Origin of the sequence: Saccharopolyspora gregorii, assembly GCF_024734405.1 — a bacterium.
In the GTDB taxonomy this organism is placed as follows: Bacteria; Actinomycetota; Actinomycetes; order Mycobacteriales; family Pseudonocardiaceae; genus Saccharopolyspora_C; species Saccharopolyspora_C gregorii.
In genome coordinates, this window is the sequence record NZ_CP059556.1 from 4646786 (window position 1) to 4672705 (window position 25920).

General features: G+C 72.7%; 19 protein-coding genes. 6 read left to right on the top strand and 13 right to left on the bottom strand.

Translation table 11 applies throughout. The features are described from left to right. Nucleotides 1–91: 91 nt before the first annotated feature. Nucleotides 92–805 carry a tyrosine-protein phosphatase gene (locus H1226_RS20230; protein ID WP_224955388.1) on the bottom strand — a complete coding sequence of 238 codons (714 nt, stop codon included), beginning with the start codon at nt 803–805 and terminating at the stop codon, nt 92–94. Between the two features lie 133 nt (nt 806–938). Here H1226_RS20230 and H1226_RS20235 point away from each other — a divergent pair, with 133 nt between their 5' ends. After that, nucleotides 939–2591, top strand: coding sequence for a fumarate hydratase (locus H1226_RS20235; RefSeq protein ID WP_258342086.1), 1653 nt, complete (start codon nt 939–941; stop codon nt 2589–2591). Nucleotides 2592–2746: 155 nt separating this feature from the next. Here H1226_RS20235 and H1226_RS20240 read toward each other — a convergent pair whose 3' ends face one another. The 5 genes from H1226_RS20240 to H1226_RS20260 form a co-directional block, all read right to left on the bottom strand. Then, nucleotides 2747–3268: a hypothetical protein gene (locus H1226_RS20240; RefSeq protein ID WP_258342087.1), complete on the bottom strand. Its 522-nt coding sequence runs from the start codon at nt 3266–3268 to the stop codon at nt 2747–2749. 80 nt (nt 3269–3348) lie between these two features. Beyond that, entirely contained in the window at nt 3349–4248 is a 900-nt protein-coding gene (locus tag H1226_RS20245; RefSeq protein ID WP_258342088.1) for an alpha/beta hydrolase family protein, read from the bottom strand. 131 nt (nt 4249–4379) lie between these two features. Beyond that, nucleotides 4380–7403 carry a bifunctional acetate--CoA ligase family protein/GNAT family N-acetyltransferase gene (locus H1226_RS20250; RefSeq protein ID WP_258342089.1) on the bottom strand — a complete coding sequence of 1008 codons (3024 nt, stop codon included), beginning with the start codon at nt 7401–7403 and terminating at the stop codon, nt 4380–4382. 84 nt (nt 7404–7487) lie between these two features. Beyond that, nucleotides 7488–8663, bottom strand: coding sequence for an acetoin utilization protein AcuC (locus tag H1226_RS20255; RefSeq protein ID WP_258342090.1), 1176 nt, complete (start codon nt 8661–8663; stop codon nt 7488–7490). Nucleotides 8664–8746: 83 nt separating this feature from the next. Beyond that, complete coding sequence (locus H1226_RS20260) at nt 8747–9598, bottom strand: sulfurtransferase (RefSeq protein ID WP_258342091.1); 852 nt, start codon at nt 9596–9598, stop codon at nt 8747–8749. Nucleotides 9599–9748: 150 nt separating this feature from the next. On the opposite strand from H1226_RS20260, the gene H1226_RS20265 reads away from it, so the two are divergent. From H1226_RS20265 to galE, 3 genes are read left to right on the top strand one after another with little or no spacing between them, the layout of a single operon-like run. After that, entirely contained in the window at nt 9749–10447 is a 699-nt protein-coding gene (locus H1226_RS20265) for a metal-dependent transcriptional regulator (RefSeq protein ID WP_224955381.1), read from the top strand. Further along, the gene (galK, locus tag H1226_RS20270) at nt 10444–11622 is read left to right on the top strand and encodes a galactokinase (RefSeq protein WP_258342092.1); all 1179 of its coding nucleotides are present in this window, start codon (nt 10444–10446) and stop codon (nt 11620–11622) included. The genes H1226_RS20265 and galK overlap by 4 nt, the downstream gene beginning before the upstream one ends. Nucleotides 11623–11682: 60 nt before the next feature. After that, nucleotides 11683–12645 (top strand): UDP-glucose 4-epimerase GalE, encoded by a 963-nt coding sequence (galE, locus tag H1226_RS20275; protein ID WP_224955379.1) that lies wholly within the window; start codon nt 11683–11685, stop codon nt 12643–12645. 89 nt (nt 12646–12734) lie between these two features. On the opposite strand, the gene H1226_RS20280 is transcribed toward galE, so the two are convergent. Continuing rightward, on the bottom strand, nt 12735–13865 hold the full coding sequence (locus tag H1226_RS20280) for a DUF4192 domain-containing protein (RefSeq protein ID WP_258342093.1): 1131 nt from the start codon (nt 13863–13865) through the stop codon (nt 12735–12737). 104 nt (nt 13866–13969) lie between these two features. After that, complete coding sequence (locus H1226_RS20285; RefSeq protein WP_258342094.1) at nt 13970–17299, bottom strand: phosphodiester glycosidase family protein; 3330 nt, start codon at nt 17297–17299, stop codon at nt 13970–13972. A gap of 194 nt (nt 17300–17493) precedes the next feature. Between H1226_RS20285 and H1226_RS20290 the strand changes: the two genes are divergently transcribed. Further along, nucleotides 17494–17793 (top strand): hypothetical protein, encoded by a 300-nt coding sequence (locus H1226_RS20290; protein WP_258342095.1) that lies wholly within the window; start codon nt 17494–17496, stop codon nt 17791–17793. A 111-nt stretch (nt 17794–17904) separates the two neighbouring features. On the opposite strand, the gene H1226_RS20295 is transcribed toward H1226_RS20290, so the two are convergent. From H1226_RS20295 to H1226_RS20305, 3 genes are all read right to left on the bottom strand, one after another. Further along, entirely contained in the window at nt 17905–20733 is a 2829-nt protein-coding gene (locus tag H1226_RS20295; protein ID WP_258342096.1) for a vitamin B12-dependent ribonucleotide reductase, read from the bottom strand. 124 nt (nt 20734–20857) lie between these two features. Continuing rightward, entirely contained in the window at nt 20858–21349 is a 492-nt protein-coding gene (nrdR, locus tag H1226_RS20300) for a transcriptional regulator NrdR (RefSeq protein ID WP_224955374.1), read from the bottom strand. 273 nt (nt 21350–21622) lie between these two features. Further along, nucleotides 21623–21976: a LysM peptidoglycan-binding domain-containing protein gene (locus tag H1226_RS20305; RefSeq protein WP_258342097.1), complete on the bottom strand. Its 354-nt coding sequence runs from the start codon at nt 21974–21976 to the stop codon at nt 21623–21625. 442 nt (nt 21977–22418) lie between these two features. Here H1226_RS20305 and lexA point away from each other — a divergent pair, with 442 nt between their 5' ends. Continuing rightward, nucleotides 22419–23087, top strand: a complete 669-nt coding sequence (gene lexA / locus H1226_RS20310; RefSeq protein WP_224955403.1) for a transcriptional repressor LexA — start codon at nt 22419–22421, stop codon at nt 23085–23087. A 54-nt stretch (nt 23088–23141) separates the two neighbouring features. Here lexA and H1226_RS20315 read toward each other — a convergent pair whose 3' ends face one another. Both H1226_RS20315 and hflX read right to left on the bottom strand, forming a co-directional pair. Further along, nucleotides 23142–24248, bottom strand: a complete 1107-nt coding sequence (locus H1226_RS20315) for an NHL repeat-containing protein (RefSeq protein ID WP_258342098.1) — start codon at nt 24246–24248, stop codon at nt 23142–23144. A gap of 64 nt (nt 24249–24312) precedes the next feature. Continuing rightward, complete coding sequence (gene hflX / locus H1226_RS20320; protein ID WP_224955402.1) at nt 24313–25683, bottom strand: GTPase HflX; 1371 nt, start codon at nt 25681–25683, stop codon at nt 24313–24315. Between the last annotated feature and the right edge of the window lie 237 nt (nt 25684–25920).

Here is a 25920-nt window from a genome sequence, read left to right on the forward strand (position 1 = left end):
TGCGTCCGTGCTCCGGGACCGTCCGTGCTCCGGGCGGGCCGCGGCAGGGCCGTCCGTGCGGCGGGCCACCCGGTGTCCGGGCCGGCCCCCGTCAGTCGCGGAACTTGCGGCGCCAGCGGTCGATCTCGTCCGCCGTGACGCCGTGCGCGCGCAACCAGCCCGCCGCGTGCTCCTCGTGCTCGGCCCACGTCGCCAGCACGCCCTCGATCGCCTCCACCGGCGTCGAGATCAGGTGCCGCACGTCCTCCTCGCTGACGCCCGGCGGCAACGCGGGCGCCATCTCCAGGCGCTGCAGCACCCGGAACATGTTCCGGTCCGTCCGCACGTAGTCCGCGATGATCGCGTCCGACCGGACTCCCGCCGCGCTCAGCAGCATCGCCGAGACCACACCGGTGCGGTCCTTGCCCGCCGCGCAGTGCACCAGCACCGGCCCCTCCGCCGCCAGCACCAGGCGGAACACCCGCACCAGCTTGTCCGCCGCGTTCCGCAGCGCCAGCTGGTAGAGCTCCGGCAGCGGATGCGCCACCTCAGTGGAGTGGATGCCGGCGAGCAGCTCGATCTGGTGCACCTCCGCCACCTGCGCCAGCGGGTGCGCGGTGCCGTTCAGCTCCGACGCGTCCCGCAGGTCCAGCACCAGCCGCGGCGGCCACGCCACGTCCTCCGGGTCCCGGTCCCCCGCGCGCGGGGCGTCGCTGCGCAGCACGATCCCCTCCCGGGTGGTCCCCGGTTCGGCGGGCAATCCGCCGAGATCGCGCAGGTTGACCAACCCGTCGAGGGCCTCGGAGGTCGGATCCGTCGTGGACAAGGGCGTCTCCCATCGGCTCGGTTACCGTCCGACAGCCTCGCAGGTGTCCGACCCCTGCCGACAGACCCGGTCCGGCTCCGCGCGCCGTTGCGTTAACGTCACCGCATTCCCGAACGCGCAAAGGAGCGGCGTCGTGACCACCACGTTCGACCACACCGAGATCCTTCCGCTCGGTCCGGACGACACCGACTACCGGTTGCTCACCACCGAGGGCATCCGCACCGTGGAAGCCGCCGGGCGGCGCTTCCTGGAAGTGGCGCCCGAGGCGCTGACCGCGCTCGCGAGCGCGGCGATCAAGGACATCCAGCACCTGCTGCGCTCCTCGCACCTCGCGCAGCTGCGGGCCATCGTCGACGACCCGGAGGCCAGCGCCAACGACCGGTTCGTCGCCACCGACCTGCTGCGCAACGCCTGCGTGTCCGCCGGTGGCGTGCTGCCGATGTGCCAGGACACCGGTACCGCCATCGTCATCGGCAAGCGCACCGAGACGATCCTCACCGGCGGCGAGGACGAGCAGCGGCTGGCGCGCGGCGTGTTCGACGCCTACCAGGAGCTGAACCTGCGGTACTCGCAGATGGCGCCGCTGAACTTCTGGGAGGAGCGCAACACCGGCAGCAACCTCCCGGCCCAGATCGAGCTGTACAACAAGGCGGGCACCGACCCGCACTACGAGTTCCTGTTCATGGCCAAGGGTGGCGGCAGCGCCAACAAGACCTTCCTCTACCAGGAGACGAAGGCGCTGCTGAACCCGACGCGGCTCGCCCGGTTCCTGGAGGAGAAGCTGCGTTCGCTGGGCACCGCGGCCTGCCCGCCCTACCACCTGGCGATCGTCGTCGGCGGCACCTCCGCCGAGCACAACCTCAAGACCGCCAAGCTCGCCTCCGCCCGCTACCTCGACGGCTTGCCCCGCGAAGGCTCCCCGTCCGGGCACGCGCTGCGGGACGTCGAGCTCGAAGCGCAAGTGCTGGAGATGACCCGGCAGTTCGGCATCGGCGCCCAGTTCGGCGGCAAGTACTTCTGCCACGACGTGCGAGTCGTCCGGCTGCCCCGGCACGGCGCTTCGCTGCCCGTCGGCGTCGCCGTGTCCTGCTCCGCCGACCGCCAGGCCAAGGCGAAGATCACTCCCGAGGGCGTGTTCCTCGAACAGCTCGAACGCGACCCCGCCCGGTATCTGCCGGAAGTCGGCGACGAGCAGCTGTCCAGCGACGTGGTGCGCATCGACCTGAACCGGCCGATGGCCGAGATCCGCGCGGAGCTCTCGAAGTTGCCGGTGAAGACCCGGGTGTCGCTGACCGGACCGCTCGTCGTCGCCCGCGACATCGCGCACGCCAAGATCGCCGAGCGGCTGGACGCGGGCGAACCGATGCCGCAGTACCTGCGCGACCACCCGGTGTACTACGCGGGTCCGGCGAAAACGCCGGACGGCTACGCCTCCGGCTCCTTCGGGCCCACCACCGCGGGGCGGATGGACTCCTACGTGGAGCAGTTCCAGGCGGCCGGCGGCTCGCTCGTCATGCTGGCCAAGGGGAACCGCTCGTCGAAGGTCGCCGCCTCCTGCCGCGAGCACGGCGGGTTCTACCTCGGCTCCATCGGCGGCCCCGCCGCGCGGCTCGCGCAGGACTGCATCCGGTCGGTCGACGTCCTGGAATACCCGGAGCTGGGCATGGAAGCGGTGTGGCGCATCGAGGTGGAGGACTTCCCGGCGTTCGTCGTCGTCGACGACAAGGGGGAGGACTTCTTCGCGGACTCGACGCAGCCCACGCTGCAGATCTCCTTCGCCCGCTGAGGAACGAGGCCCCCCGCAACGGCGACGGCCGGCGGCTCCCTTCCGGGAACCGCCGGCCGTGGCACACCACAGTGGGGAAACGCACTTTCTCCCGTAGGAGCCCCACCTCCTACGGGAGAAGTGCCTGCGAAGCGCAGGTCAGCACGTCGAACTCATCAACGCGGAACCTTCACCTCGCGCTTTTCGAGCACGACGGTGCGCTCGCCCAGCGGCTCGTCCAACTGGACGGCCACCGGCGGGTAGCGCAGATCCATCGTGCAGATCCCCGGCGGATCCGGGGTCTCGTTCACCAGCACGACCTTCACCTGCTGGGCGTTCTGGTCGGCGACTTCGGCGTGGACCTTGCTGCAACCGCCTTCCTGGCCGTTGGTGACGACGGCCGAACCGCCGTCCTGGGTCCACACCCGGGGCACCGTGGTCCCGGACTGGCTCTCGGCCTTGATCAGGTTCTCCGGCACGGGAGTTCGTTCCTGCTCGGGCTTCGGCTGCACCGGGGCGGCCGGCTCAGGGGCGGGCGGCTGCCCGCCGAATCCGACGTCTTCTTGCTGTCCGGCGCAGGCGGTGAAAGCGAGGAGCAGCACGCCCGCGCCCACTGTGGTGTGTAGGCGTTTCATGCCCGGTAGACGGAGCCCGGTCCGCGCCGGGTTGCGCGGATCCGGGATCTTTTGGGCGGACACTGTGGAATCCGCCGCCAGGGCCACCGTTTTCGCTGGTCAGGAGCATTCACTGTGAACGGTCCGCGTCGAACCGGCCCGAGTCACCGCACGTCGGCACCCGCGGAACCGGGCCGGGTGGTCCCGGTCGCCGCTGCCGCCCAGCTCGTGATCCAGTCCGCCAGCACCCCGCTGGTGTACACCCACGCGTAGTGGCCGAGCTTCGCCGCGCCCGCCACCTCGCAGGAGTAGTGCCGCCGGGTGCGCGGCGCCGCCACCGCCTTCGCCGCCAAGTGATCCACTGAGGACGCGGGGGCCAGCTCGTCGCCCTCGACGCTCACCGTCAGCAGCGGGACGTCCAGCTCCCGCAACGCCCGCTCGTAGTCGAAGTCCGACCCGCCGAGGCGGTAGCGGCCGGTGCGCCCCTGGCGGGCCCAATCCGCCATGATCCCGGCCGGCTGGCGGCCGCCGAACCCGAGCCGCTCCCCCGGCCAGAAGCCGAGCAGCGAACTCACCGCGGCGACGAACTGGGTCGCCACCAGGTTCTTCCAGCCCTGCACTCCGGCGAAGCTGCGGAACCACACCGAACCGGAGGCCAGCAGCGTCACCCCCCGCACCCGGCTCGGGTCCGCGGCGGCGAGCAGCAGCGCGATCTGCCCGCCGAGGCTGTGCCCGACCAGGAAGCGCGGCGCGGCGGGGAACTCGCGCGCCACGAGGTCCACGACGGCGGCGGCGTCGTCCACCAGGTCCTGGTACCCGAAGCGGATCTCGCGGTCGGCGCGCGGCGGCGCGGTGCCCTGGCCGCGCCAGTCGACGCTCACCACCGTGCAGCCGCGCTCGTGCAGCTCGCGCAGGAACGGCGGGTAGTAGGAGGCGGGGACGCCCATCGCGGGCAGCAGGACGACGGCCGGGGCGGCCGGGTCCTCGGCGGCGCAGGCGCGGACGGTCAGCCGGTGCTCGCCCACGGGCAGCTCGCCCAGCTCGGTCAACATCAGGTCGGCCATTCCGGAGCTCCCGTCCTCGCGTCCACGGCGCGCACAGAATAACGGTACGGATGAGTCTCGGAGAGGTGGGCGCCGGGAGTCAGGCGCGCGATCCGCGATCCCGTCCCGGACCCGCGTGCCCCGCCGCGGAATCAGCGCAGCCTGCGCGGACCCGTGTCCGGCACCGCGGCCGAACGCCCCACGCTGATCCGCGCTCCCGTCACCCGCACGCCGAGCGCCGAGGCCAGCACCGGCTGCAACGTCAGCTCCCGCACCTCCGGCAGGTCCTCCACCAGCGTCGCCACCCGCAGCACCAGGTCCTCCAGCGCCGCCAGGTCCGCGGGCTCATCACCCCGGTAGCCCGCCAGCAGCGGTGCCGCGCGCGGCGAGCGCACCAGCGCCGCCACGTCCACATCGGTCATCGGAACCGCCCGGTACGCCTTGTCCCCCAGCAGTTCGCTGGCCACACCGGACAGTCCGAACGAGACCAGCGTGCCGAACGACGGGTCGTCCATCAGGTCGATCACGCAGGAATGCCCGCGCCCTGCCATGTTCTGCACGTACACCTCCGCGGTGTCCGACACCCGCAGCAGGTCCGCGTACGCCGCCCGCACCGCGTCCGCGTTCACCAGGTCCAACCGCACGCCCACCAGGTCCGCGCGGTGCCGCAACTGGTCGTCGGCGGCCTTCAGCACCACCGGGAAACCGAGCTCGGTCGCCGCGGCCACCGCGTCCGCCTCGTTGCACACCCGGCGGAACGGCACCAGCTCGATCCCGTAGTGCCCCAGCAGCTCCACCGACTGCTCGTCGCTGAGCCGCACCTCACCGTCCCCGAGCGAGGCCTCCACCAGCCGCCGCGCCCGCTCCGGCGCGATGCCCTCCGGCCGGGCGAAGTGCCCCTGCGGCGCGGCCCGCCACCGCGCGTAGCGCGTCGCCCTGGCCAGCGACAGCACCGCCCGCTCCGGGCTCGGGTAGGACGGCACCGAACCCCAGCCGGCCGAACCGTCCGGCCCGGGCACCGCCAGCTCGTCCGGGACGCCCTCGGCGGCCAGGAACGTCGTGACCACCGGTTTCGTCGCCGCGACCTCGGCCTCCTGCAAGGCCTCCCGCAACGCCCTCGCGTAAGCGGTGCCCGGCACCGCGACCGGCGGCACGAACACCGTCACCAGCGCGTCCACGTCGTCGGAGAGCGCGGCCGCGCGCACCGCGGCGGCGAACTCCTCCGGGCTCGCCGACGCGCCGACGTCCACCGGCTCACCCGCCAGCCGCAGGCCCTCCGCCTGCGCGACGTCCGCCGCCAGCATGCCCAGCGCCGAGGAGTTGCCGACGATCGCCACCCGCTCCCCCGCGGGCAGCGGCTGGTGGGCCAGCAGCAGCGCCGTGTCGAACATCTGCGCCACCGACTCGACGCGGATCACCCCGGCTTGCTCGAACAGCGCCTGCACGCTCGTCTCGTCCACCTGCACCGACGTGGCCGCGAGCCCGGGGCGCACCGCGTTGCGGCCCGACTTCACCACCACGATCGGCTTGGTCCGGGCCAACCGCCGGGCCAGCCGGGCGAACTTGCGCGGGTTGCCGAAGGACTCCAGGTACAGCAGCACCACGTCCGTCGCCGGGTCCGTCTGCCAGTACTGCAGCAGGTCGTTGCCCGAGACGTCGGCGCGGTTGCCCGCCGAGACGAACGTGGACAGGCCCAGGCCCCGCTCGGTCGCGGTCGCCAGGATCGCCACGCCCAGCGCCCCCGACTGGCAGAAGAACCCGGTGCGCCCGGACCCCGGCAGCCGCGGCGCCAAGGTCGCGTTGAGCCGGTAACCGGCATCGGTGTTGACCACGCCCAGCGCGTTCGGGCCGACGACCCGCATGCCGTGCACCCGCGCCGCGCGGACCATGCGGCGTTCGATCGCGCGACCGTCCGGTCCCGACTCGCTGAACCCGGAGCTGACGATCACCAGCGCCTTCACGCCCTTGGCCAGGCAGGCGTCCAGCACCTCGTCCACGCCCGCCGCCGGGATCGCCACCACCGCCAGGTCCACGTCGTCCGGGATGTCCAGCACCGACGGGTAGGCCCGCACGCCGCGGACCGCCCGGTGCTCCGGGTTCACCGGGTACACCGGGCCGGCGAAGTCCGCGGTCAGCAGGTTGACGAGCACCGCGTGCCCGATCTTGCGGTGGTCGGTGGAGGCGCCGATCACCGCCACCGACCGCGGGTGCAGCAGGTTGTGCACGCTGCGCGCCTCCGCAGCCTGCTCCCGGGCCCTGGCCACCGCCAGCGACTCCTCGGTGGGGTCGATGTCGAACTCCAAGTGCACGACGCCCTCTTCCATCGCGCGCCGCACCTGGTAGCCGGCGTCCCGGAAGACCCGTACCATCGCCGAGTTCTCCGCGAGGACCTCCGCGACGAACCGGCGCAGCCCGCGTTCCTGGGCGGCCGCCGCCAGATGCTCCAGCAGGATCGAACCGAGGCCGCGGCCCTGGTGCTGGTCCTGCACCACGAACGCCACCTCGGCCGAGTCCTGGTCGTCGAGCCGGTCGAAGCGCCCCACCGCCACGATGTCGTCGCCCAGCAGCGCCACCAGCGCCACCCGGTCCCGGTGATCGACGGTGCTGAACCGCTCCACGTCCCGCTTCGGCATCCGCGGATACGGGCCGAAGTAGCGGAAGTACCGGGTGCGGTCGCTGAGCCTGCTGTGGAACGAGATCAGCTGGTCGGCGTCGTCCGGTGAGATCGGCCGCAGGTGCACGGTGCCGCCGTCGGAGAGCACGACGTCGGCCTCCCAGCTGCGCGGGTACGGCTTGCCGTCGCCGGTGGGCGGCGCGTCCGGCCGGTCCGAGTCGCCTCGCTGACCCGCGCGGGGCGGCTCGCTCGGCCGGGCGGGCTGGCCGGACGGGGCGGCGCCGGCCGCCGAGGCGGGGTGGCCGGCTGGGCGCGGCTGGGCGGGCTGCTCCGCCCGGCCGGGCTGGTCGGGCGATCCGGGTTTGCCGGGCTGGTCGGGCTTGCCGGGCTGGTCGGGCGGGGTGCGCTGGTCGGCTGAGCCGGACTGGTCGGGCTCGGACTGGTCCGGCCGCTGGTCGCCCGTCCCGAGGTCCGCCCGCCGGCCGGGCTCCGGCCGAGCACCGCCCCGGTCCGCGGCCGCACGACCGCCGCCGCTCGTCCCGCGTCGCTTCGACCCGCCCATCAGCCAGCACCCTCTCAACCGCACCGGCGTCGAGCAGGCCGGGCGCACTGCGCCGCCGGTGCGGGTGCGCGTGCGCCGCCGAGGTCAGTCGCGGACATCGGCCGGGTCCAGACCGTGCAACGGGAACAACGCGTGCCGCGCATCCCGGATCGCAGTGTCCACCGTGGACTCGGTCACCCCGGTCCAGGGTACGAAGGTCGGGTCCTCCCCATCCGTCAACGATGTCGGCAGCGGAACGTTCCCCGCCACCCGCAGGGCGTGCGCCAGCCACTCCGGCGGCAACGCCGTCGCCGGATCCAGGTCCCGGTCCAGCGCGGTCGCCAGCAGGTGGGTCCAGCTGCGCGGCACCACCCGGTGCAGCGCGTAGCCACCACCACCGAGCGCCACCCACTTGCCACCGGCGCACCGCTCCGCCAGGTCCCGCAGCGCGCGGTAGCTCTCGCGCTGGCCGTCCACCGACATCGCCAGGTCCGCGAGCGGGTCCTCCCGGTGCGCGTCGGCTCCGGCTTGCGTGACCAGCACCTGCGGGCGGAATTCATCCAGCAGCGACGGCACCACGGCGTGGAACGCCCGCAACCAGTCCGCGTCTCCCGTACCCGGCGGCAGCGCCACGTTCACCGCGGTCCCCTCCGCCCCGGGGCCGCCGGTCTCGGTGGCGAAGCCGGTGCCCGGCCACAGCGTGATCGGGTGCTGGTGCAGCGAGACGGTCAGCACCCGCGGGTCGTCGTAGAACGTCTTCTGCACCCCGTCGCCGTGGTGCACGTCCACGTCCACGTAGGCGACCCGCTCCACGCCCTGGTCGAGCAGCCAGGCGATGGCCACGGCGCAGTCGTTGTAGACGCAGAACCCGGCGGCCCGCTCCGGCATCGCGTGGTGCAGCCCGCCGGCGAGGTTCACCGCCCGGTCGGCCTTCCCGGACAGGACCTGCTCGGCCGCGGTGATCGACGCTCCGGCCACCAGCGCCGAGGCCTCGTGCATCCGGTCGAAGATCGGGTTGTCCTCGGTGCCGAGCCCGTACCCGATGTCCCAGGCCGCGGTCGGTGCGGCGCGCACGGCCGCCAGGTAGTCCGGGCGGTGCACGCGGAGCAGCTCCTCGTCGGTGGCCGGCCGCGGCGGCACCGGCGTCACGCCGTCCAGCACCCCGAGCGACCTGGCCAGCCGCATCGTGAGGTCCAGCCGGATCGGGTGCAGCGGGTGCTCACCACCGAGGTCGTAGCCGAGGACCGACTCGTCCCACACCACCGCGCACTGGTTGCCCATGCGCCGGACGCTACCCGGCCCGTGGCGGCGCTCACAGTGTCCCGGGACACACCGCGGCACCGCCGTGCTCGCCGTCCCGGACGTCAGCCCGGAGCGTCCCCCGTCTTCGCCGGCCGGTTCGGGTCGGACGACCAGTGCGACCACGAACCCGCGTAGAGCGCGGCCGGATTCCCCGGCCCGCTCAGCCCCGCGTGCTCCAGGGCGAGCAGGGCGGAGCAGGCCGTGATCCCGGAACCGCAGTAGGCGCCGACCGGAGTCTCCCGGTCCACCCCGAGCTCGCCGAACGAACGCGCCAGCTCCGCCGGCGTCCGCCAGGTCCCGTCCGCGGTCACGTTGTCGGCGAACGGGGCGTTGCGCGCCCCGGGGATGTGGCCGGGCCGCGGGTCGACCGGTTCCACCTCACCGCGGTACCGCTCCGGGGCGCGGGCGTCGAGCAGCCGCCCCTCCGCGGCCAGCCGGGCCGCCTCGTCGGCACCGATCACCGGCAGCGAATCCGGCACCACCTCATAGTCGGTGGGCACCACCTCCGGCACCTCGGCGGTGACCGGGTGGCCGCCGTCGACCCACACCCGGTACCCGCCGTCGAGCACCCGGACCCGCGGGTGCCCGGCCCAGCGCAGCAACCACCAGGCCCGCGCCGCCGCGGAACCGTCCGCGGCGTCGTAGGCCACCACCTCGCGGTCCGCGGTGACCCCGGCCCGCCGCAGCACCACCTGCAGGTCCGCGGCGGCGGGCAGCGGGTGCCTGCCGCCGGGGCCGGGAGGGGCCGCGAGTTCGGTGTCCAGGTCCACGAACACCGCGCCCGGCAGGTGGTCGCGCTCGTAGTCCTCCCGGCCGGGTGGCCCGAGCAGGCTCCACCGCACGTCCAGCAGCACCGGTGGGCGCGTGCCCGCCAGCGACTCGGCAAGATCATCTGCACTGATCAGCGGATCCATCGGACCTCCTGGACTGCTCGGGGACGGAACGGCTCGGGAAAGGGGCCGAAAGCATGCTCCGGCGGCGGAAACGCCTGCTCGGAAGCCACCGACCGGCGGTACGGCACCGGGACTAGAATCACAGGTGGGACCGCAAATCGGGGAGCCAGCGTGAACGATCTCATCGATACCACCGAGATGTACCTTCGCACCATTTACGACTTGGAGGAGGAGGGCGTCGTCCCGCTGCGCGCCCGCATCGCGGAACGCCTGGAGCAGAGCGGGCCGACCGTGAGCCAGACCGTGGCCCGGATGGAGCGCGACGGCCTGCTCACCGTTGCCGAGGACCGGCACCTGGAGCTCACCGAGGCAGGCCGCACCCGCGCCGTCCGCGTGATGCGCAAGCACCGGCTCGCCGAACGGCTGCTCGTCGACGTGATCGGCCTGGAGTGGGAACACGTGCACGACGAGGCGTGCCGCTGGGAGCACGTGATGAGCGAGGCGGTCGAGCGCAAGCTGGTGGCGCTGCTCGGCAACCCGTCCACCTCCCCGTACGGCAACCCCATCCCCGGCCTCGAAGAGCTCGGTGCCGAACCGGCGACCGCGGCGATCGGTGAGTCCGACCTGAAGCGGGTCGACGAGATCGCCCGCAACGGTGGCGGCCAGGCCGTGGTGTGCCGGATCGCCGAGCACGTCCAGCTGGACCCCGACGTGATGAGCGAGCTCAAGGAAGTCGGCCTGATGCCCTCGGAGAACATCGAGATCGTGCCGGTCACCGGCGTGAACAAGCCGATCCAGGTGAACGGCCCCAAGGGCAGCACCCAGCTCGCGCCCGGCATCGCCCACGCCGTCCTGGTCCGCGCCCGGTGAGCCCCGCCGAGACCGCCGCCGAGGCCTTCACCGCCGAGCACGGACGCGCTCCCGAGGTCGCCTGGTCGGCACCCGGCCGGGTCAACTTGATCGGCGAGCACACCGACTACAACGACGGGTTCGTGCTGCCGATCGCGTTGCCGCACCGGATCGCCGTGGCCGCCGCGCCGCGCACCGACGGAGTGCTGTCGGTGGCCACGCTGGGCGACGACGGCGTGCTGCACCGGGCCGAGCCGACCCCGCTGGACGCGCTCGCGCCGGGCGCGCAGACCGGGTGGGCCGCGTACCCCTCCGGCGTCGCGTGGGCGCTGCGCGGGCAGGGCGTCGAGGTACCCGGGGCGGACCTGGTCATCGCGGGCGACGTTCCCGCCGGGGCCGGGCTGTCGTCGTCGCACGCGCTGGAGTGCGCGGTGGCGCTCACGCTGCTCGACCTGGCCGGGCGCCCCGCCGACGGGCCGGAGGCCCCGGCGACCGCCGACATCGCCCGCTGGGTGCAGATCTCGGAGAACGACTTCGTCGGCGCCCCCACCGGCCTGCTGGACCAGACCGCCTCGTTGAGCTGCACCGAATCGCACGCGCTGTTCTTCGACGTGCGCTCCGGCGAGCTGGAGCAGATCGCGTTCGACACCGCCTCCGTCGGCCTCGAACTGCTCGTGATCGACACCCGCGCCAAGCACTCGCACAGCGAATCCGGCTACGGCGAGCGCAGGCGCGGCTGCGAGCACGCGGCGGACCTGCTCGGGGTCAAGGCGCTGCGCGACGTGTCGATCGGGGAACTCGACGGCGCGCTCGAGGTGTTGCCGGAGGAGCTGCGGCCCCTGGTGCGCCACGTCGTCACCGAGAACGAACGGGTGGTGTCCACCGTCGCCGCGCTCGACGCCGGGGAGCTCGCCTCGATCGGACCGCTGCTGACCTCCTCGCACGTGAGCATGCGCGACGACTACCGGATCTCCTGCCTGGAACTGGACGTGGCGGTGGACGCCGCGCTGGAGGCCGGTGCGCTGGGCGCCCGGATGACCGGCGGTGGTTTCGGCGGCTCGGCGATCGCGCTGGTGCGCGCGCAGGACCGGGAGGCGATCGGGCAGGCCGTGCTGGACTCCTACGCCGAGCAGGACCTGCCGGCGCCGCGGCTGTTCACCGCGATTCCGGCCGCCGGAGCGGGCCGCGACCGCTGATCCGGCCCCGCGGCACGGCGGGGCCTTCGAGTTGGACGTACCAGGAAAGGCAGAACCTCCGTGAAGCTCCTCGTCACCGGTGGTGCGGGATATGTGGGCAGCGTGTGCGCGGCACGGCTGCTGGAGAACGGTCACCAGGTGACCGTGGTCGACGACCTCTCGACGGGACACGCCGACGCGGTGCCGCCGGGCGCCACCTTCGTGCGGGCCGACATCGCGGAAGCGGCCGGTGATCTGCTGGCCGAGGGGTACGACGGCGTGCTGCACTTCGCGGCGAAGTCGCTCGTCGGCGAGTCCATGGAGGACCCGCACAAGTACTGGCAGGGCAACGTGGTCACCTCGCTGCGCCTGCTGGAGGCGGTCCGCGAGCACGGCACACCGCGGCTGGTGTTCTCCTCCACCGCCGCCACCTACGGCGAGCCGGACGTGGTGCCGATCCCGGAGGACGCCCCGGCCCGGCCGACGAACACCTACGGCGCGACGAAGCTGGCCATCGACCACGCGATCAGCTCCTACGCCACGGCGCACGGACTGGGCGCGGTGAGCCTGCGCTACTTCAACGTCGCCGGCGCGCACGGCTCGTTCGGCGAGCGGCACGCCGTGGAGACGCACCTGATCCCGATCGTGCTGCAGGTCGCACTGGGCAAGCGCGAGCAGGTGCAGATGTACGGGACCGACTGGCCCACCGAGGACGGCACCTGCGTCCGCGACTACATCCACGTCACCGACCTCGCCGACGCGCACCTGCTGGCGCTGGAGAACGCGCGGCCCGGCGAGCACCGGATCTACAACCTGGGCAACGGCACCGGCTTCTCGGTGCAGCAGGTGATCGAAACCTGCCGCGAGGTGACCGGCCACCCCATCCCGGCGGCGGTGGCACCGCGGCGCGCCGGTGACCCGGCGACGCTGGTGGCCGCCAGCGACCGCGCCCGCGAAGAACTGTCCTGGAAACCGAAGCTGGCCGACCTGTCGGTCATCGTGCGCGATGCCTGGGAGTTCACCCGGGCCCGCGAGCAGAGCTGACGCCCGCCGGTGCCCGGTCGCCGCACGATCGGGCACCGGCCGGCCCGGCCGCGGGCGCGCCGCCGAGCGGTGCCGGGTCGCGGCGCTCATCAGGACTCCTCCGCTTCGATCATGAGCTGGGCATCGCTCATCGCGTCCTTGGCCACTTCAGCCAGTTCCTTCGGTGAAATGCCCCGTTCGAGGGCCTGCCGCAGCAGGGACCCCAGGGAGTGCTCGGGCCGGGCGGCCTCCACGCGCTCCAGCGCGACGCTCGCCAAGGCCCCCTCGCCGCGCAGGTAGGCGGAGAAGGCCAGCAGCGCGGCCACGTCGGCGACCTCGGGTTCCGGTGCCTTGCGCACCAGGCTCAGCCACAGCTGCTCCGCGGCCATCGCCTGCTCGCCCAGCGCCACGCCGAGGCACAGGTCGCGCACCCGCTGGTCGTTCAGCGCGAGCAGGATCCTCAGCTGGTCCTCCTCGGTCAGCGCCTCCCCCGCCGCCGTCCGGCGGATCCCGGCGAGCGCGGTGGCCACGTCCTCGTGCACGTCGCCCCCGTCCCGCTCGGAGTCGTCGAGCATGCCGTTCAGCCGGGCCGACCAGCGGGCGGTCGTCCGCTCGGATTCGGGGGCGACCAGGCCCTGCAGCTCGTGGCGGCTGTCGAAGGTGACCGAGCCGGACGCGGCCATCGCGGCGCCGAGCGCGGTGCGCTTCGGGTCCGGTACCTCGCCGCGGCAGGGCGGATCGTCGTAGCAGCGCCACGGGCTGCCCGCGACGAGCCGGTCGGTCCAGATCTCGTGCAGCACGTCGATGCCCGCCGCGGCGAACCCGTCCCGCAGCAGCAGGATCAGCTCGCGGTGCGGGACCGCTTCGTCCACTTCGGACCCCGACAGGGCTCGCGCGCCGCCGTCCGGTTCGGGGCCCGCGTCGGCGGCGGACGGCTCGGCTTCACCGTCCGGCGGGCCGTGGCCACCTCCCCCGCCCGGTCCTACGGCCACGACGATGACGCGGGTCGCGCCCCGCCGCACCATCGGACCGGCCGAGAGGTATTCGATCACCGACCTGCGGTGTTCGGGCGGTGGCAGGTCGATCCGCAGCGTGAGGCAGAACGTCCCGGTGTCTCCCTCGGTGCGCAGGCCCAGCAGCACCAGGGAATCGGTGGGCGTGAACCCGAGCAGGTGGGGAACGGCGGCGAGGATCTCGCCCGCGTCGCCGAGGTGGATGCGTGCGTTCAGCGGAGTGGTCATACCCAGAACATCGGGAGACCCGGCGCGGCCGCCGCAGGGTGGATTTCAGATCTGTGGACGAACCGGCGCCCTGTGGAAGAACTCCCCGGCAGAGCGGGAGAAACTCACCTCCGGGTGACAGCGAATACGGTGGACTTCTTCACCCCGTTGATCATCACGCTCAGTTCCGCCCGCCCCGGACGCAGCCCGGTGAGCACCCCGGTGCCCGGATCGAACGCGGCCACCGCACCCGGCCCCGCCTCCGCGGCAGGTCCGATGTGGACGGACCGGCCCGACCAGTCCGCGCTCACCGGGTACCGGACGGGCACCACCCGGTCCTCCTGCAGCAGCGTGGCCGCCACCGGCGCCGCACCACCCGCCACCACCGGCGGCACCGGCAGCTCGATCCGGTCGACGCGCGGCCTGGTCTCCCAGCGCACCGGGCCGCGCCGGTCGCCGGGATCGATCCGCAGCAAGCTCCACCCGGTGAAACCACCCGCGTCCGGGGCCGTGGCGGGCCGCTTGCCCGCATTGCCGTTCACCTGCCGCGGCACCCCGTCCACGGTGGAGGAGTGGAAGGTGCCGGCATGTCCGGCCACCAGCACGGCGGGCTTCCCCGAATCCCGCCGGAAATCGGCCAGCCACCGGCCGAGCAGCTCCGCCTCCTTCGGATCCTCCAGCTGGGAGGCGTCCGTCGGGCCCGGATCGCGCGGCGGGTGGTGCAGGAACACCGCCACCGAACGCACCGCCGGATCCCGCGCAGCCTCGTCCAACGCCGACCGCAGCATCCGCACCTGGCCAAACCCGCCGCCCAGCAACGAGCCCGCCGACGAATCCAGCAACACCGCCCGAGTCCCGGCCACGTCCGCCACCTGGTGGGTGGCCCCGAACTCGGCGGCGAACTCGCGCAGGTCCCCCGGCCCCGAGGCCTCGTGGTTCCCCGGCACGTAGTACCAGGGAACCCGATCCCCCACCTCCGACTCGATCACCCGGCGGGCCAGGTCGAAATCGGCCGCGGTCCCCCGATCCACCAGATCACCGTTGATCACCAGCGCATCCGGCCGCGCCGCCACCGCCTCGCGCAACGAACGCCGCGCGGCCGCCACCAGCGGACCGTCCGGCTCGTCGGCGGTGAACTGGGCGTCGCTGACCACCGCGATCCGGGACGCGCCCGGCACAGGCGGCAACGTCCCGTCCCGCACCACCGACGGGTCCTGCGGTTCCGCGTCGACCGGCACCTGCACCTCCGGAGCGACCAGCGCGGTCAACTCGTCGAACACCAACCGCCCCGAGTACTGCCGCGCACCGTCCGGCTCGACCGCGTAGATCCGCTGCAACCGGAGCGATCCGGACACCCCGGCGGGCAGCGGTGCCTCGACGTAGCGCCACCCCGTCCAGTCCACGTTGCGCGCCCAATCCACCGTCGTGACCACCCCAGCGGAATCGACGACGGAACCGCGCAGCCACGCGCCGCGGCCATCGCCGTTCACCCACATCCCGAGCCGCTGCGTTCCCGGTCGCAACGGGAGCTGCTCGGTGGCGTTCACGTACGCGGCTCGGGTCGTCGTGGCGCCCGTCAACGCGTAGTCCAAGGCCAGACCGGGAGTGCCCGCGTGCCCCGGTGCCTCGTGCAGCGACGCCGCCACCTGCTGCGGGAACACCGACACCTCCCACCCCCCGGGACCGTCCAGCGGCGCCAGCGGCTCCGGTCGAGAACCGGTGGTGACGCCGAGGTGCGCGGTCAGGTCACCGACGCGGACGGTCACCACCGAAGTCGCCGAGTCCGACAGCGCCGTCACCGCGAACCCGGCACCGTCCGGTTCGATCCGCACCGCGTCGCGGTCGTAGTCCAACCGCACGTCCACCGGTTCCACCCAGGTCCGGAAGCCCTCGGCGTCCTGGCCCAGCACCTGGAAACGCCCCCGCGCGCCCGCGTCCGGCAGCTCCACCCGCCGCACATCGGTGCTGATCGACGCCGGCGGGCCCAAGACGGTCAGCTCCGCCGAACCGCGTGCGCCGGGAGCGCTCGCCGTCACCGTGGCCGTGCCCGGGTGCCCCGCGCGCAGCACTCCCCCGTCCACCCGGCCGGCCGCGGCCGGCGACACCGACCACTCGGGGTCCGCGGCTACCGGTGCCCCGGTCTCGTCGTGGCCGTGCGCCGCCACCGCCCTGGACAGCCCGGACAACACCCGTTCCTCATCGGGCTCGACCCGGAACCCGCGCAACCGGCCGCTGCCCGCGGCGGTCGCGAACCCGATGCCGTTCGGCACCGGGCGCAGCTCCCCGTCCGACGGCGCGTTGCGCACGTCCGCCTCGTCCGCGCCGCGCTCGCGCGCCAGCAGCGTCGACGAACCACCGCCGTCCAAGTTGATCGCGTCCGACGCCCCCAGCGCCCGCAGCCGTTCGGCCAGTTCCCGCTCCGTCGCACCGCGGCTGTCGGCCTGCCTACCATCGATGGTGACCAGCCACATCCGGGTTCCGTCAGCGGAGAAACCCGCCGCGGTGCGGGGGTGCAGGGCGGTGTCGTCGACGGGCTGCACCTCCCCGTTCCGCAGCAGCACCTCGTTGCCGCCGATCGCCACGTCCACCGGGCCGTCCGTCCGCGGCCGGTACCGCACGGAGACCCGATCGCCCGGCCGCAGCGAGCCGAGCGCGGCGGCTCCGGCGCCGGTGCCGAGCAGCCGCACCGCACCCGGCGGCACCGGCCCCTCCGCCGGGGCGGGTCGCACCTGGGCCACCACGTCGCCCGCGAGCTCCACCTCCAGCACCGGCGCCGAACCGTCCACTGCGGACTTCCGGGACGCCGCGCCCCAGTACGGCGTGTAGAGACCGATGCCGCCGGTGGCGACGCGCGGGGAGTTCAGATCGGTGATCGGCACTGTCCCGCCGTCCGGGCGGGTCAGCTCGGCGGCCAGGAACACCTGCATCAGGCGCCCCGCCGAGCCGCCGACCGCGGCGACGTCGTTGTGCCCGCCGGACGGCGCGGAGAGCAGCTCACCACCCGACATCGCGGCACCGAGCGGAGCTCCGGACGCGTCGATGTCGAAGAAGTCCCCGTTCACCCCGGCGACCGCGCCGCCGAGCTGCTCGGTCAGCGGAGCGCGCGCCGATGCCGAACCAGGGCTCAAGTACTCCGGTCGCAACCCGGACCCGGCCAGGTCCGCGGCGAGCACGTCACCGCGCACCCAGCCCTCCGGCTCGTACCGGTCGAACTCGGTCAACGTGAGCCCCGGGGCCACCTCGGACGTCTCCCGCGACGTGTCGAAACCGTCCGGGCCCGCCGCCCTCGCCGTGGCGGAGCGGACGCTGACCGGGCCGCGTTCGGTCGTGGACGCGCCGGGAAGGTCCTCCACCGGTGGTGGACCCAGCAGCGGCGCACCGCTCGCGGCAGGTGCGGTCAACGCACCCGCCAGCACCGCACCGGACAGCCCCAGCACCAGACCGCGCGACCTCATGCGCCCTCCCGATCACCCCGGAACCTCAGCGCACCAGCAGACCGCACCGGCACGACCGGGGGCGAGCGCCGAGCTGAACAGCACTCGAACAGCCCACACCGATCACCGGACCAGGTTCCGGCGACGATCCGTCCCGGGCACGTCCGCCGGTAGAGTCGGCGCACGACGATCCGGACCAGCAGGAGGATTCGGCCATGCGCAGCGTTCCGCCCGCCCTGCTCAGCTCAGCCGGGCTGATCGGCGGCTTCGCCGTCACCCGGGTGCAGCGGCACCGCTCGTGGAGCGGACTGGTCGCCGGGGCCGGCGGGCTGGCCGCGGTGGAGAGCTGTCGACGGCGCGGCGGTGCCGGTCGCGCGCTGCTGCTCGGCGGTGCCTACGCCGCCGGGCTCGCCGGGTCGCACCCGTTGGCCCGGCGCATCGGGGCCTGGCCCGCGGTCCTCACCGCGACCGCGGGAGTCGCCGCCGCGGCGCACCTGCTCTCCCGCCACGGCTGAGTCCGGAACCCAGCCGCTCGTACGCGCGAAAAGGGTGGCCCGGCATCGCGCCGGACCACCCTCCGCGTCGGTGAGGCGCCGCTACCGGCAGGTCGGCACCCCGTCACGAGGTCAGCTGCACCCCGAGGTGGAACCGCAGCCCTCGCACAGGTAGCAGGAACCGGACGGACGCATCTTCGTGCCGCAGGTCATGCACAGCGGCGCGTCCGCGGCCTTGCCCAGCCGCAGCTCCAGCAGCTCGGTGGAGCTGCCCGCGCGGGGCTCCTCGTCCTCGCGCCGCGACTCGGCGACCGAGGAGTCCACCGTGGACCGCATGGTGTCGAGGTCGACCTCACCACCGCCGGTGGAACCCGAGTCGTACTCCGCGGTCTGCGCGGTGCGCTCCTCGGAGGTGAAGATGCCCAGCTGCGCGCGCTTCTCGTAGGGCAGGTAGTCCAGCGCCAACCTGCGGAACAGGTAGTCGAGGACGCTGCCCGCCATCCGCACGTCCGGGTCGTCGGTCATGCCCGCCGGCTCGAAGCGCAGGTTCTGGAACTTCGAGACGTAGAACTCCAGCGGGATGCCGTACTGCAGACCCACCGAGATCGACATCGAGAAGGCGTCCATCACGCCCGCCAGCGTCGAGCCCTGCTTGCCCAGCTTCACGAAGATCTCGCCGAGACCGTCGTCCGGGTACGAACCGGCGTGCAGGTAGCCCTCGGCACCGCCCACGGTGAACGAGACCGTCTGGCTCGGGCGCTTCTTCGGCAGGCGCTTGCGGACCGGGCGGTACTCGATCTGCTTCTCGACGGCCTTCTCCGCGGTGCCCTTGTCGCCCTTGCCCGCGGACAGCGGCTGGCCGACCTTGCAGTTGTCCCGGTAGATCGCCAAGGCCTTGAGGCCGAGCCGCCAGCCCTCGAAGTAGATCTCCTCCACGTCGGCGACCGAAGCGGCCTCCGGCATGTTCACCGTCTTCGAGATGGCGCCCGACAGGAACGGCTGCACCGCGGCCATCATCCGCACGTGGCCCATCGGCGCGATGGAGCGCTCACCCATCGCGCAGTCGAACACCTCGTAGTGCTCGGGGCGCAGGCCGGGCGCGTCCACCACGTGGCCGTGCTCGGCGATGTACTCGACGACCGCCTCGATCTGCTCTTCCTGGTAGCCCAGCGCCTTCAGCGCGCGCGGGACCGTCTGGTTGACGATCTGCATCGAGCCGCCGCCGACCAGCTTCTTGAACTTCACCAGCGCGAGGTCCGGCTCGACCCCGGTGGTGTCGCAGTCCATCATCAGGCCGATGGTGCCGGTCGGGGCCAGCAGCGAAGCCTGCGCGTTGCGCCAGCCGTTGCGGGCACCGAGTTCCAGGCCGTCCTGCCACACCTTGGTGGCCAGCTTGTGCACGGCCACGTCGTTGCGGTGGTAGGTGCGGACCAGGTCGTTGGCCGCGGCGTGCTTGCGCATCACGCGCTGGTGCGCGTCGGCGTTGCGGGCGTAGCCCTCGTACGGGCCGACGGCGCCGGCGAGCTCCGCCGAACGCTTGTACGCGGTGCCGGTCATCAGCGAGGTGATCGCCGCCGACAGCGCGCGCCCGCCGTCGGAGTCGTAGGCGTGCCCGGTGGCCATCAGCAGCGCACCCAGGTTCGCGTACCCGATGCCGAGCTGGCGGAACTTGCGGGTGGTCTCGCCGATCGCCTCGGTCGGGAAGTCCGCGAAGCTGATCGAGATGTCCATCGCGGTGATGACCAGCTCAACGGCCTTCTCGAACAGTTCCGCGTCGAAGGTCAGGTCCGAGCGCAGGAACTTCATCAGGTTCAGCGAGGCGAGGTTGCAGCTGGAGTTGTCCAGGTGCATGTACTCCGAGCACGGGTTGGAGGCCGAGATCCGGCCGCTCTCCGGCGCGGTGTGCCAGTCGTTGATCGTGCCGTCGTACTGGATGCCCGGGTCGGCGCTCTCCCACGCCGCCTTGGCCATCTTCCGGAACACGTCGCGGGCCTGCACGGTGTCCACGACCGAGCCGTCGGTGCGGGCGCGCAGGTTGAACGGCCCGTCGCTCTCCACGGCGCGCATGAACTCGTCGGTGACGCGCACCGAGTTGTTCGCGTTCTGGTACTGCACCGAGGACATGTCGGCGCCGCCGAGGTCGACGTCGAAGCCCGCGTCGCGCAGCGCGCGGATCTTGCCCTCTTCCTTGGACTTGGTCTCGATGAACTCCTCGACGTCCGGGTGGTCCACGTCGAGGATGACCATCTTCGCCGCCCGGCGGGTCGCACCGCCGGACTTGATGGTGCCCGCGGAGGCGTCCGCACCCCGCATGAACGACACCGGGCCCGAGGCGGTGCCGCCGGAGGACAGCAGCTCGCGGGAGGAGCGGATCCGGGACAGGTTCAGGCCGGCGCCGGAACCGCCCTTGAAGATCAGGCCCTCTTCCTTGTACCAGTCGAGGATCGACTCCATCGTGTCGTCCACGGACAGGATGAAGCAGGCGGAGACCTGCTGGCGCGAGCTGGTGCCCACGTTGAACCACACCGGCGAGTTGAAGCTGAACACCTGGTGCAGCAGCATCCAGGTCAGCTCGTGCTCGAAGATCTCCGCGTCCGCCTCGGTGGCGAAGTAGCCGTGCTCGACGCCGGCGCGCACGTAGGTGTGCACGACCCGGTCGATCAGCTGCCGCAGGCTGCTCTCCCGCTGCGCGGTGCCCTGCGCCCCCCGGAAGTACTTGCTGGTCACGATGTTGACCGCGTTCAGCGACCAGAAGTCGGGGAACTCGACCCCGCGCTGCTCGAAGTTGACCGAACCGTCGCGCCAGTTGGTCATCACCACGTCCCTGCGCTCCCACGACACCTCGTCGTAGGGGTGCACCCCCTCGGTGGTGTAGACGCGCTGCACCCGGATGCCCTCGGTGCGGGCATCTGAATCCGGCTCCCCCGCGGCGCCGGCCGGGCTGCCCACGGTCTCTGTCATGACCTGTCCCTCTTCCCTGTTGCTCGCTCGTGCGTTCCCGGCGTCGTCCGGGGTGCTCCCCGGGCGGCGCTGGTGCATCCCACCCGCATTCGACGGCTCGCGCCTGACGTGCCGCCGCTTCGACCTAGCCACCGGTGCTCCCCTCGGCGACCTGCGGGACCGCGCCTGCGCCGGCGGCGGCCCGGAGGTCGGCGATCTCCTCCTCGAAGTCCTCGACGGAGGAGAACGCCCGGTACACGCTCGCGAACCGGAGGTACGCCACCTCGTCGAGCTCCCGCAGCGGCCCCAGTATCGCGAGTCCCACCTCGTGGCTGGACAACTCCGACACACCTCGGGAGCGGACCGCGTCCTCGACGCGGTGGGCGAGCTGCTGCAGCGCGTCCTCCTGCACCGGGCGGCCTTGGCAGGCGCGCCGCACGCCCCGCACCACCTTCTCGCGGCTGAAGGGCTCGGTGACGCCGGAGCGCTTCACCACCGACAGCACGAGTTCCTCGATCGTGGTGAACCGGCGACCGCACGACGAGCAGGATCGCCTGCGCCGGATCGCCTGGCCCTCCTCGACCTCGCGCGAGTCGACCACTCGCGAATCATCGCCCCGGCAAAACGGGCACCGCATCGGACTCACCCCCTCCCCGGCATCATCGTCATCCACACCATCGAGCTCACCGGCGCGACTCACGGTCCGTGGATGCGCGAACACTCCGCGATCCCAACCCGTAGAGTAACTACACCGGCGTAACTACTAGATGTTGTGGTCGACTCTAATCCGCCCCCACACGGGAAGCAAACCGACCCACCCCGTCTTCCCCGGTCGAGTGACACCGAACCCGACGACCTGCGGAAGCCCTCCCGGGACGCCCGCGAACCACCCTCGAACGCGCCCGGGCGGTCAGCCCCGCTGCGCCGGCACGACGAGCGCGCCACCCAACGCGGGCGCCGCCGGGTCGAGCCGGTTCAGCTCCACGATCCGGTCAACGACCGCACCCTGGTCACTGTCCGGAGCGAACCGGGCGGCCATCGACCACAGCGTGTCGCCCTCGGCCACCCGCACGACCGCAGTGGCGTCCGGCACCGGCCGCGCACCCGAGTCCAGCGCGAGCAAGCCGAACAGGAGGACCCCGACGAACGCGCAGGCACCCACCGCGGCGAGCCAGGCGCACTCGCGGGCCAGGCGGAACCACCGCGCCCGCGCGGCCACGAGGACCGGGGCGGACGGGGCCGCCGCCACCTCGACGGGGAGCACCGCATCCCCGCGCTCCGCGCGCGGCCGACCGATCGGAGCCGCGGACGGCTCCATCGTCGCAGCGCCGGATCGCGACCGGGACACCGCACCGGACATCGCCACCATGAGCACCTCCAGACACCAGGACCTCGGGACGGCCTGGTGATCGTTCCATGATCGAAAAGGTGTTCGATCGAACCTGCGTGCGATTGTGTACCAGCAGCGCCGGAAAAGGCCAGAGCCGCGGCCAAATTAACTCGAACAGGTGTTTGATCTTCCACTTCAGCCCGTCTACTGTGGAAATCGGAGTCACGAGCAGTCCCGTTCACGAGGACAGGAGGCAGTGGTGGTCAGCAACACGACCGAATCGATCAACGGCGAACTCGGCGGCACGTCCGGCGACGCCGGGTCGGCGAACGGTTCTCGCGGCGCGGAGGCGATCGTGACCGACATCAAGGGCGGCATCGCGGCGGAGTCGACGAGCGCCCCGGCGGTCCCCGAGCAGCCCGGTACCGACGAGCTCAGCGACCGGCAGCTCAAGGTGCTCGAGGCGATCCGCAGCTGGATGCGCGAGCACGGCTACCCGCCGAGCGTGCGGGAGATCGGCGACGCGGTGGGCCTGACGTCCACCTCGTCCGTCGCCTACCAGCTGCGGGTGCTGGAGCGGAAGGGCTTCTTGCGGCGCGACCCGCACCGCCCGCGCACGGTCGGCGTGCTGGTGGCCGATTCCGAGCAGACCGAGCTCGCCGGGCGCCCCAAGCCCGCCTACGTCCCGGTGGTGGGCCGGATCGCCGCGGGCGGCCCGATCCTCGCCGAGGAATCGGTCGAGGACGTCTTCCCGCTGCCGAAGGAGATCGTCGGCGAGGGCTCGCTGTTCCTGCTCCAGGTGGTCGGCGACTCGATGACCGACCTGGCCATCACCGACGGCGACTGGGTGGCGGTGCGCCAGCAGCCGGACGCCGAGAACGGCGACGTGGTAGCGGCGATGATCGATGGCGAGGCCACGGTCAAGACCTTCAAGCGGACCGACGAGCACGTCTGGCTGGTGCCGCACAACGAGGCCTACCAGCCGATCTTGGGCGACGACGCGACGATCCTCGGCAAGGTGGTCGCGGTGCTGCGCCGGCTCTGATCCGGGGCGCCGTCCGGCCGGTGGACCGCCGGGCCGCGGGCCCGAGACGGGTTGTCAGCGGCGGCGCATCCGGACCAGGAAGTACAGCAGCAGGGCGGCCAGCCCACCGGCGACGACGAGCGCGGGGGCGGTGGAGAGCACGGACCCGTCCGCCGCGTCGTCCGGTTCGGGAGCCGGTTGTTCGCCCTCGGCGGGTTCCGAAACGCCGGGGGCGGGTGTCCCGGGCGCCGTGGAGGGGTCGGGTTCGGCACCCGTCGCCAGCAGGGACGCGGCCCCGGGCAGCACGTACACCGGTTGAAGTCCTTCCGAACTCGTCACGAGCGACCCGTCCGGATCCCACGCGATCGCCTCGCCCTGCGGTTCCGACGGCAGCCGCAGAGCCACCGGCGGGCGCCGCAGCGCCGCGGGCACGTCGCCGTCGGGTGCGTGGAACAGGTAGGCCTCGGTGTAGGTGCGCAGCGCGATCAACGTGCCGTCCCGGCTCACCGAACCACCCGTCACCAACCGGGTGCCGATGCCCTTGATCGGGCCGTCCGGGGAGTCGGTGGTGGGCAGCGCGAGCTCCCCGACCCGCTCCCACGGCACCGTCCCGCCGGCGACCAGGGGCTCTGCCGGGCGGTACACGAAGGCCATGCCGAACGGTTCCTTGGTGACCACGTGCGGTGTCCCGGCCCGGTCCAGCAGGAGCGCCTCGGCGTCGTGCGGACCGTCCGGGTAGCTCAGCCGGTACAGCTGCGAGTCGCCGTCCGCCGTCAACCGGTGCAGGGCCACGGTGGAGCGAGCCCGCCGGTTGTCACCGGTGTCGGCCAGCCACGCCGCACCGTCCGGGGCCAACGCCAAGTCCTCGACGTCGTAGGGGTCGGTCGGCGAAGTCCACTCCGCCCCCACCTCGCAGCTGTCGCGGTCGAGCAGGGCGACCCGCAACGAGCTGCCGCCATCGTCGACCGCGTACCAGTACCGGCCGTCCGAGGCCAGGCCGGACAACTCGGTCAGTCCCGGGTCCGTCACCCGGCAGCGCTGCACGGGAGCAGGCAGCTCCGGTGCCGCGGCCGCACCTGGAGCCCCGGTGCCGAGTCCGCACAGCACCACGACCGCGGCCAGTGCGCTCCCCCGCCGCACCGACCGGGCCGGGGCTCGGCGCCGCCGACGCAGGCCGCTCACCGCACGGGTGGGGTGAGCCGCACCGCGAGCACGCGGCCGCGGGCGGAAGCCGGCCGCACGCCGCTCATCCGACGGCCACGAACGGCTGCAGCGCTCCCGCCAGGTCGGGCCGGACCTTGGCCCGCACCCTGGTGCCGTCGGCCGTGTGCTCCTCGGCCACCAGCTCGCCTTCGGCGTGCACCCGGGCGACCAGCTCACCTCGGGTGTACGGCACCAGCGCGTCGATGAACACGTCCGGCCTCGGCAGCCGGTCGGAGATGATCTCGCGGAGTGCGGCGATGCCCTCGCCGCTGTGCGCCGAGACGAACACCGCACCGGGCAGCAGCTGTCGCAGTTCGGCGAGGCGGGTGGCGTCGACCTGGTCGACCTTGTTCACCACCAGCAGCTCCTCCGGCACCGGAGCGCCGTGTTCCTCGGCGATGTCGGAGACGACGGTGCGCACCGCCGCGACCTGCTCGTGCGGCTGCGGTTCGGAACCGTCCACCACGTGGACCAGCAGGTCGGCGCCGGTGACCTCCTCCAGCGTGGAGCGGAAGGCCTCCACCAGCTGGTGCGGCAGGTGCCGGACGAACCCGACGGTGTCGGTCAACGTGTAGGGCCTGCCGTCGGGGGTCTCGGCCCGGCGGGTCGTCGGGTCCAGGGTCGCGAACAACGCGTCCTCGACGAGCACTCCGGCACCGGTGAGCGCGTTGAGCAGGCTGGACTTGCCGGCGTTGGTGTACCCGGCGATGGCCACGCCCGCCACCCGCTGCGCCTCGCGCCGCCCGCGCTTGGTGCTGCGGATGGTGCTCATGGCCTTGAGCTCGTTGCGGAGCTTGCTGATGCGCTTGTGGATCCGCCTGCGGTCGGTCTCCAGCTTCGTCTCACCGGGACCGCGGGTGCCGACGCCGCCGTTGGCACCACCGGCACGACCGCCCGCCTGCCGGGACATCGCCTCGCCCCAGCCGCGCAGCCGCGGCAGGAAGTACTGCAGCTGGGCGAGCTCGACCTGCGCCTTGCCCTCCTTGGAGCTGGCGTGCTGGGCGAAGATGTCCAGGATCAGCGCGGTCCGGTCGATGACCTTGACCTTCAGCTTGTCCTCCAGCTGGCGCAGCTGGCCCGCGGAGAGCTCGCCGTCGCAGATGACGGTGTCCGCACCGGTGGAGATGACGACTTCGCGCAGCTCCTTGACCTTGCCGGAACCGACGTAGGTAGCCGGGTCGGGCCGCGGCCTGCGCTGCACCAGCCCGTCCAGGACTTCCGAACCTGCCGTCTCGGCGAGGCGGGCCAGTTCGGCCAGCGAGCTCTCGGCGTGCTCGGCGTCGCCTTCGGTCCACACCCCGACCAGCACCACGCGCTCCAGGCGCAGCCGCCGGTACTCGACCTCGGTGATGTCCGCGAGCTCGGTGGACAGCCCGGCGACGCGGCGCAGCGAGTTGCGCTCTTCGAGCTCCATCTCACCCGCGGACGGGTCGTCGGAGTAGGAGTCGGCGGTGAAGTCGACCTCACCGTCGTCGAAGCGGTCGTCGAACGGACCGTCGTCGAAGGAGTCGAAGTGGCCGCCGTCGTAGCGGGAGTCCTCGGGGAGGTCGTCCCGCCCGACGTCGGATGCCGTGCGAGCGTTCCCGTCGCGGGTGCCCGCCTCATGTGACCACAGTGCGGATTTCTTCATATCGACACCATTGTCCCACGG

Excerpts from the sequence above, each read along its gene's own strand:
- H1226_RS20245 (WP_258342088.1), bottom strand. The coding sequence starts at position 4,248 with ATGGCCGACCTGATGTTGACCGAGCTGGGCGAGCTGCCCGTGGGCGAG.
- H1226_RS20295 (WP_258342096.1), bottom strand. The coding sequence starts at position 20,733 with ATGACAGAGACCGTGGGCAGCCCGGCCGGCGCCGCGGGGGAGCCGGAT.
- H1226_RS20255 (WP_258342090.1), bottom strand. The coding sequence starts at position 8,663 with ATGGGCAACCAGTGCGCGGTGGTGTGGGACGAGTCGGTCCTCGGCTAC.
- H1226_RS20290 (WP_258342095.1), top strand. The coding sequence starts at position 17,494 with ATGCGCAGCGTTCCGCCCGCCCTGCTCAGCTCAGCCGGGCTGATCGGC.
- H1226_RS20285 (WP_258342094.1), bottom strand. The coding sequence starts at position 17,299 with ATGAGGTCGCGCGGTCTGGTGCTGGGGCTGTCCGGTGCGGTGCTGGCG.
- H1226_RS20280 (WP_258342093.1), bottom strand. The coding sequence starts at position 13,865 with ATGACCACTCCGCTGAACGCACGCATCCACCTCGGCGACGCGGGCGAG.
- H1226_RS20250 (WP_258342089.1), bottom strand. The coding sequence starts at position 7,403 with ATGGGCGGGTCGAAGCGACGCGGGACGAGCGGCGGCGGTCGTGCGGCC.
- nrdR (WP_224955374.1), bottom strand. The coding sequence starts at position 21,349 with ATGCGGTGCCCGTTTTGCCGGGGCGATGATTCGCGAGTGGTCGACTCG.
- H1226_RS20260 (WP_258342091.1), bottom strand. The coding sequence starts at position 9,598 with ATGGATCCGCTGATCAGTGCAGATGATCTTGCCGAGTCGCTGGCGGGC.
- hflX (WP_224955402.1), bottom strand. The coding sequence starts at position 25,683 with ATGGAGCTCGAAGAGCGCAACTCGCTGCGCCGCGTCGCCGGGCTGTCC.